The sequence below is a fragment of the Streptomyces sp. NPDC127092 genome, from assembly GCF_042722475.1.
Lineage (GTDB): Bacteria > Actinomycetota > Actinomycetes > Streptomycetales > Streptomycetaceae > Streptomyces.
Genome location: NZ_JBHXFE010000043.1, coordinates 1 through 6,628 on the forward strand (window position 1 = coordinate 1; position 6,628 = coordinate 6,628).

6 protein-coding genes are annotated in these 6,628 nt (G+C 73.8%); 4 read left to right on the forward strand and 2 right to left on the reverse strand.

Features of this window, described 5'->3' with window-relative positions; translation table 11 throughout:
- Positions 1-147: 147 nt before the first annotated feature.
- Entirely contained in the window at positions 148-975 is an 828-nt protein-coding gene (locus ACFWJO_RS29270) for a hypothetical protein (protein WP_386869902.1), read from the reverse strand.
- Between the two features lie 214 nt (positions 976-1,189).
- Between ACFWJO_RS29270 and ACFWJO_RS29275 the strand changes: the two genes are divergently transcribed.
- On the forward strand, positions 1,190-2,101 hold the full coding sequence (locus ACFWJO_RS29275) for an aminoglycoside phosphotransferase family protein (RefSeq protein WP_386869904.1): 912 nt from the start codon (positions 1,190-1,192) through the stop codon (positions 2,099-2,101).
- Here ACFWJO_RS29275 and ACFWJO_RS29280 read toward each other — a convergent pair.
- Complete coding sequence (locus tag ACFWJO_RS29280) at positions 2,098-4,140, reverse strand: HelD family protein (RefSeq protein ID WP_386869905.1); 2,043 nt, start codon at positions 4,138-4,140, stop codon at positions 2,098-2,100. The two genes, ACFWJO_RS29275 and ACFWJO_RS29280, sit on opposite strands and share 4 nt — an antisense overlap.
- A gap of 281 nt (positions 4,141-4,421) precedes the next feature.
- Between ACFWJO_RS29280 and ACFWJO_RS29285 the strand changes: the two genes are divergently transcribed.
- From ACFWJO_RS29285 to ACFWJO_RS29295, 3 genes are all read left to right on the forward strand, one after another.
- Positions 4,422-4,610, forward strand: a complete 189-nt coding sequence (locus ACFWJO_RS29285; protein WP_386869907.1) for a hypothetical protein — start codon at positions 4,422-4,424, stop codon at positions 4,608-4,610.
- Between the two features lie 48 nt (positions 4,611-4,658).
- Positions 4,659-4,970, forward strand: a complete 312-nt coding sequence (locus ACFWJO_RS29290; RefSeq protein ID WP_386869909.1) for a hypothetical protein — start codon at positions 4,659-4,661, stop codon at positions 4,968-4,970.
- A 186-nt stretch (positions 4,971-5,156) separates the two neighbouring features.
- Positions 5,157-6,524 carry a hypothetical protein gene (locus tag ACFWJO_RS29295; RefSeq protein ID WP_386869911.1) on the forward strand — a complete coding sequence of 456 codons (1,368 nt, stop codon included), beginning with the start codon at positions 5,157-5,159 and terminating at the stop codon, positions 6,522-6,524.
- Positions 6,525-6,628: the final 104 nt, after the last annotated feature.

The following is a 6,628-nucleotide window of genomic DNA, read 5'->3' on the forward strand; positions in this document are numbered from 1 at the left end:
CGAAGCGACGCGACCGAAGGGAGCGCCCTTGACGCGGTGGTGGAGGGGGCCACACTCGGAACAAGGGCGGCCGCACCAGAAGCCCACCCGAAACATCCACCCGTACGGCCTCAGAAACCCGCCACCCAAACCGCAGCCCCTCCCCGCTCACCTCCCCACCCCCACCCGCGCCCCCGTCCCGTCGCACGGCAGCGGGCGGCCCGGGTGGTCCGTCGCGAAGTCCTCGGCGATGTCCGCCGCCGTCTCCGACATCGCCTCGTTCGTGATGCGGATCTGGCCCGAGAACGGCTTGTCGATGTCCTCGATCAGGAGCAGCGCCCCCGTGAACAGGCCCGCCAGCACCACCAGCAGCACGTAGTGCGACGGGCCCCGGCGGCGGGGCAGGCCGAACGCGAACGCTCCGATCGTCGCGGCCAGGGACACGACCATGAACCAGTAGACGACCGTCGGAATCGCCGGCATCGCCTCCGACAGCCGGGTCTGGCGGGCGACGGAACGTTCGTCGTCGGCCTTCACCAGCAACTCGAACGTGTTGTTGTCCTGTTGCGCGAGGGCCTTGAAATGGCGGCGGAAGTCCGACGACCACACCGACGCCTCGGGCGCCTTCTCGCCCGCGTCCGTCATCTTCGGCCACTCGTAGGTCATGATCGCCCGCGCGTAGCAGACCGCGTCGGCCTGCACGCCCTCTCGTTGCTCCTCCGGCGCGTAGTCGGCGACCTCGTACAACTGGTCCACCCGGTGGGCCTCCGCTCCCACAGCGGTGCCGGCCGCGCCGTACGACTCCGCCGCCACGACGATCACGAAGGCCACGAGCAGGACGGCCAACGTCTCCAGTGGGCTGATCAGGTCGCTGACCGAGGACTCCTCGCCGTCGCCGTCGCCCTCGGGCTTGGCGCGGCGGCGACGCAGATGGTTGGCGAACAGGCCGGCTGCGAGCGCGGCCAGCATGATGGCGATGGTGATGGTGGTGAGCATGAGTGCGGCCCTCGGCCCCCTGCAGGCGGTCGATCCGTGTTCCCGCCGTCAGCCCACCACGTCCGCCACGCCCCGGCACGTCGAAGCTGCGCCGCCTGGCCTACCGTCCCCTTCCCCCAGGGCCTCCTTCTGCTACGCCCCTGCCGGCCCCCGCCCCCCGCCCTCGCCGAAACCCCGTGGCGGTCTCGCCCCCGCCCGTCGTAGCCTCGCGCGCATGCTGCCGCAGACCCGCCTCGACGAGGATCTCGTACGCCGTCTCATCGCCGCCCAGTTCCCCCAGTGGGCCGGGCTGCCCGTACGGGAGATGGCGACCGCAGGGACCGACAACGCGATGTTCCGGCTCGGCGACGGGCACGTCGTGCGGCTGCCGAAGGCCACCTGGGCGGCCGGGGACGCCGAGAAGGAGCAGCGGTGGCTGCCGCGGCTCGCGCCGGGGCTGCCGCTGGACGTGCCGGTGCCGGTGGGGTGCGGGGTGCCGGGCGAGGGGTACGGGCAGGTGTGGTCCGTGTGCGAGTGGCTGGAGGGTGCGGACGCCTACTCCGCTCCGATCGCCGATCTGGCGCACGCCGCCCGGGAGTTGGGGCGGTTCGGGGTCGCGCTGCGCGGTGCCGACGCGAGCGGCGGGCCCGCGTCGTACCGCGGTGGGCCGGTCACCGACTGGGAGGACGGCAACATGCCCGGGGCCATCCGTGGCCTCGCCGCCGACGGCGTTCTCTGCGAACGCGACGCCGAACGGGCAGCCGCCGCCTGGGAAGCGGTGCTCCGGCTGCCCGCGTACGAGGGCGAGCCCGTCTGGGTGCACGGTGACCTGCTGCCCGGCAACCTGCTCACCCGTGACGGGCGGCTCAGCGCCGTCATCGACTTCGGCGGGCTCGGCATCGGCGACCCCGCCATCGACACCATGGCCGCCTGGAGCCTCTTCACGCCCGACACCCGGCCCCTCTTCCGCGAGGCGGCCCAGGTCGACGACGCGACCTGGGCGCGAGGGCGCGGCTGGGCCCTGTGCTGGGGCATGGTGACCGAGCAGTACTACGGCGGTGGGCGGAACCCCGTCCTCGCCGCGGTCGCCCACCGCACCTGGACCCAGGCGCTGGCGGAGTACGAGGTCCCCGAGGGGACCGGCTAGGCGCCGAGCTGCTCGGGCAGGTCCGCCGCGTGGACCACGGTCAGGCCCGAGACCGCACGGGTCAGTGCCACGTACAGGCGGCGCAGGCCGGTTCGTTCGTCGGGTTCGCCGTCGACGACGGCTGCCGGTTCGTCCAGGACGACGTAGTCGTACTCGAGGCCCTTCGCCAGCGAGGCCGGGACCAGGGTCAGGCGGGACTCCGCCGTGGTCTCCTCGCCGGGGGAGAGGAACGGCATGCCCGCGGCCGTCAGGGCCTGCGCCAGCGGGGTGATGCGGGCGTCGGCGGCGATCAGGCCGATCGAGCCCTCGTGGGTCAGGGCGTCGAGGCAGGCCGTGATCACGTCCGCGTCCAGGGCCTCCGGCGCGGAGCGGCGGACCTCCAGGGAGCCCGGGTTCTCACGGACCGACTCCACGGGCGCCAGGCCGGGTGACATGTGCGGCAGCAGCCGCGAGGCGTACGCGATGACCTCGCGCGGTACGCGGAAGCCGGCGGTCAGTTCCTCCACGACCGCGTCCGGTTTGCCGAGGTGCGCGAGTGCCTGCGCCCAGCTCTGCGTCGCCCACGGCGTGGTGCCCTGCGCCAGGTCGCCGAGGACCGTCGCGGAGCCGGTGGTGCAGCGGCGGCCCACCGCCCGGTACTGCATGGGGGAGAGGTCCTGGGCCTCGTCGACCACGACGTGGCCGAGCGAGTGGGTGCGTTCCACGAGGTCCGCGGCCTCGTCGACGAGGACGGCGTCCGCCGCCGACCACTTCGCGGTCTTCACGCTGCGGGCGGGCTTCGCCCACAGCAGCAGCTTCTGCTCGTCCTCGTCGAGGATGCCCGCCGCGTGCTCGGCCAGGAAGTCCGGGTCGCTCAGCAGGCGCAGGACCAGCTTCGCCGGGTCGACCGCGGGCCAGCACTCCTTGACGACCGCCTTGACCGCCGCGTTGCGCGCGACCGCGTTCTGCACCCGGTCGTCGGGTGCCTCGCCGGCCTGCTCCATCCGTACGAGGACGGCGTGGGCGATGCGCTGCGGCAGGGCCTCACGGGCCGCCCCGTACCGGATGTCACGGTCCGTCAGCTCGCGGGCGATCTCCTCCAGTTCGTAGGCGGGGACGCGCCAGCGCCGCGAGCCGCGGACGACCATCAGCGGCTCCGTCGGCAGCGTGACGTGCGACCACACCGCCCGCCGCAGCACCTCCGCCATCCGGGCGTCGCCCTTGACGACGGCGGTCGCCGCCTCGTCCGTGCCGCGCACCTCGACGTGGGCGACGAGGTCGTCCACCGTCGCCTGCTTCACCTCCAGCTCGCCGAGCGCCGGCAGCACCTGCTCGATGTAGTGGAGGAAGGAACGGTTCGGCCCGATGACGAGGGTGCCGGTGCGGGCCAGTCGCTCCCGGTGGGCGTAGAGGAGGTAGGCGACCCGGTGCAGGCCGACGGCGGTCTTTCCGGTGCCGGGGCCGCCCTGCACGCACACCGTGCCGGACAGGTCGGAGCGGACGATCTCGTCCTGCTCGGGCTGGATGGTCGCGACGATGTCGCGCATGGGGCCGACGCGCGGCCGCTCGATCTCCGCCTGGAGCAGGCGGCTGGTCCGTTCCAGCTCGGCGGGGTCGGAGAGGTGCTCGTCCTCGTACGCGGTGAGGTCGCCGCCCGTGTACCCGAAGCGGCGGCGGAGGCCGACGTCCTGCGGGTTCTGCTTCGACGCCTGGTAGTACGGCTGGGAGACCGGCGCACGCCAGTCGATCACCATCGGGTCGCCGTCGGCGTCGTGGACGTGCCGCCGGCCGATGTAGAAGCGCTGCCCTTCCTGCGTGGTGTGCAGGTAGTCGAGGCGGCCGAAGAAGAGCGGGGTGTCGGCGAGGTCGGCGAGGGCCTTGATGCGGTCCTCGATCTGCCGCTCCAGGACGGCGGCGTTGACCCAGTTCGCGGTGACGTCCTTGATGTCGAGCGACTGCACGTCCTCGCGCATGGCGCGCAGGGCGGCGCGGGACGCGGTGAGGTGGGCGCGCTCGCGCTCGAGCGGGTCGTCGGCGGACAGCGCGGACGGTGCGGACACGGTGAAGCCTCCGGGTCGGGTACGCGGACACGTCAAGGTGGCCGCCGGTTTCCGACCGGACGGCGGCTCTCCACGTACGGAGCCGAACGGGAGGCGGGGAAGCTGGCGAGTGTACGCCGTGGCCGGGGCGGACGCGAATGGTTTTCGCTCGCGCGGGCTGGTGCGCGGGGCGGGTGTACGAAGCCCGTAGGACCCGTAGGGGACGGGGTCCGACTCGCGGGGGATCCCGGTTCGATCCCCAGGCCGATGTGTTCGGAATGTCCGTTTCGGATGATGGATGCATGACCGCCACCACCCTCACCCCAGCGACCACCGTCCCGCACCGGCTCGGCCTCGGCCTCGGCCTCGCGCTCCGGGCGATACGCGCCTTCGGCTCCGCCGCCGTCGGCGTCGTCCTGCTCGGCTCGTACGGGGACGAGCAGGCGGGCGTCCGCGCCCCCCGCCCTGAGTACTCCCGCGCTCCCGAATGAGTACGGCGGCCGTGCCGTCCGGGATCCCGCCGATGATGTGATCGGTGCATGACGACACCGCAGGACCCCACGTCCCCCTCCGTGCGCGCCCTGCGCGCCATGGCGTTCGGTGCCTTCGCCGTGCTGCTCCTGTGCGCGCTGCTCACCGCCGTAGCCGTCCTCCAGGACGCGATCGGGGGCGACGGCGTCAACGGCGGCCTCGCCGCCGCGGGCGGCTGGTCCCTCGCCGCGTCCGGCCTCTGCGCCCTCGTGGCGGCCGCGGCGCCCCGCGACGCGATGGCGTACCGCACCCGCGCGATCACCGTGACGGCCGCGTACGCCCTGGCGGTCCTCGGCCCGGTGCTCGCGGCGCTGGACTAGGGGCTGGACCAGGGGCTGCCCGGCGGGTGTCTCGCCCCAGGGCCGGGTGCGCGGCCGCCAGCCGCCACCGCCGCCGCACCGCCGGGCGAGCACAACCTTCGGCCGGGCTCGCAGGTCTCCTCATCGCACCGCCTGTGCACCGCCTGTGCATTGCCTGGGCAATTGACGCAGACGAACGAGGAGATCATGAAGAAGCCTTCCACCGGCCGCCCTTTCGCGCGGCTCGGTGCCTGTGCCGCCGTAGCGGGCCTGGTCACCGTCGGACTTTCCGCGACGCCGGCCCTCGCCGACAGCGACCAGCTGTGGGTCAACGCGTCGCCGTGGCAGCTGGTGCTGCCCAAGGCGAGCGAGACCGGGCCGCAGCCCGCGCCCTCCACGCTCAACCTCAGCCTGTCCCACGACAACGCCGCCAACCAGGTCGTCGACGGCCGGATCACCGTCGACATATCGGGCCTCGCCGGCATCGCCGAGGTCACCTGGCCGGAGGCCTGCGCCCCGGCCGGCGCCACCACCGCCGTCTGCTCCGTTCCCGAGGTCCCGGGCACCGGCAACGACAGCCCGCTCAAGGTGCCGGTGCAGGTCCGCGCCGCGGTCGGCGCGGCCGTCGGCGCGAGCGGGCGGATCAGCTACCAGGCGACGGCCGCGACGACGACCGGCGAGCAGCTCACGTCCGGCGAGGGCTGGACCGACGTCCGCGTCGCCTCCGGCCCCGACCTCTCCGTCGCCGCGCTGCCCCCGGCCACCGGCGTCGCGCCCGGCGCCACCGTGCCCGTGCCGCTCACCGCCGTCAACAACGGTGACCAGCCCGTCAACGGCGTCCAGGTCACCTACTACGTGACCCGCGGCCTCACCCTGAACGGTCTCGCGCCGCAGTGCGTCAGCGCCCCGGCCGGCAGCGGCCAGGGCCCGATCCACCCGGTGACCAAGGTCGACTGCGCGTACGACGACGTCGTCGAGCCCGGCGGAACGTTCACCCTCCCGTCGCCGCTCACCGCCACCGTCGCCCCGTACGGGCTGTACGAGCGCGTGGACGTCGGCGTGCAGCCGCGTGACGGCGCCGAGGACCTCCAGCCCGAGGACAACGGCGCCCTCAAGGCCGTCACCGTCACCAACACGGCCGACTTCGCGGTCCGCGGCGCCCGGCTGACCGCCGCGGCCGGCGAGACCGTCACCGCCCAGGTGACCTTCCGCAACCGCGGCCCGGCGTGGGTCGCCAACCTCGGCTCCGGCGACCCGGTCGGCCGCGTCGACGTGACGGTCCCGCGGGGCGCCACGGCCACCGCCGTACCGGACGCCTGCGAGCCGCGCACGGCGGACGGCGGCTGGTGGGAGGGCGAGGTGCGCACCGGCGCGCCGCGCTACTCGTGCAACCTGCCGATCTGGGTCGCCGAGAAGCAGACGGTGGTCCTGCCGTTCCAGCTGCGCGTCGACACGGTCGTGACGGGTGCGAAGGGCGCGGTGGTGCTGGGTCCGCCGTACGGCACGGAGCCGCTGCCGTTCGACCCGAACCGCGCGAACGACACGGCGAAGATCGTCCTGAACCCGGCGGTCTGACCGCCGTACGCGAACGGACGCGCGCGAACGCGGGCGCGGCCGGACAGCGCGGGGGAAAGAAGCCGCAGACAAGGGCGGGGGAAGGGGCCCCTCCCCCCCCCCGC

Coding starts and splice junctions, on each gene's coding strand:
- ACFWJO_RS29270 (WP_386869902.1), bottom strand. CDS start 975: ATGCTCACCACCATCACCATCGCCATCATGCTGGCCGCGCTCGCAGCC.
- ACFWJO_RS29275 (WP_386869904.1), top strand. CDS start 1,190: ATGCTGCCGCAGACCCGCCTCGACGAGGATCTCGTACGCCGTCTCATC.
- ACFWJO_RS29285 (WP_386869907.1), top strand. CDS start 4,422: ATGACCGCCACCACCCTCACCCCAGCGACCACCGTCCCGCACCGGCTC.
- ACFWJO_RS29290 (WP_386869909.1), top strand. CDS start 4,659: ATGACGACACCGCAGGACCCCACGTCCCCCTCCGTGCGCGCCCTGCGC.
- ACFWJO_RS29295 (WP_386869911.1), top strand. CDS start 5,157: ATGAAGAAGCCTTCCACCGGCCGCCCTTTCGCGCGGCTCGGTGCCTGT.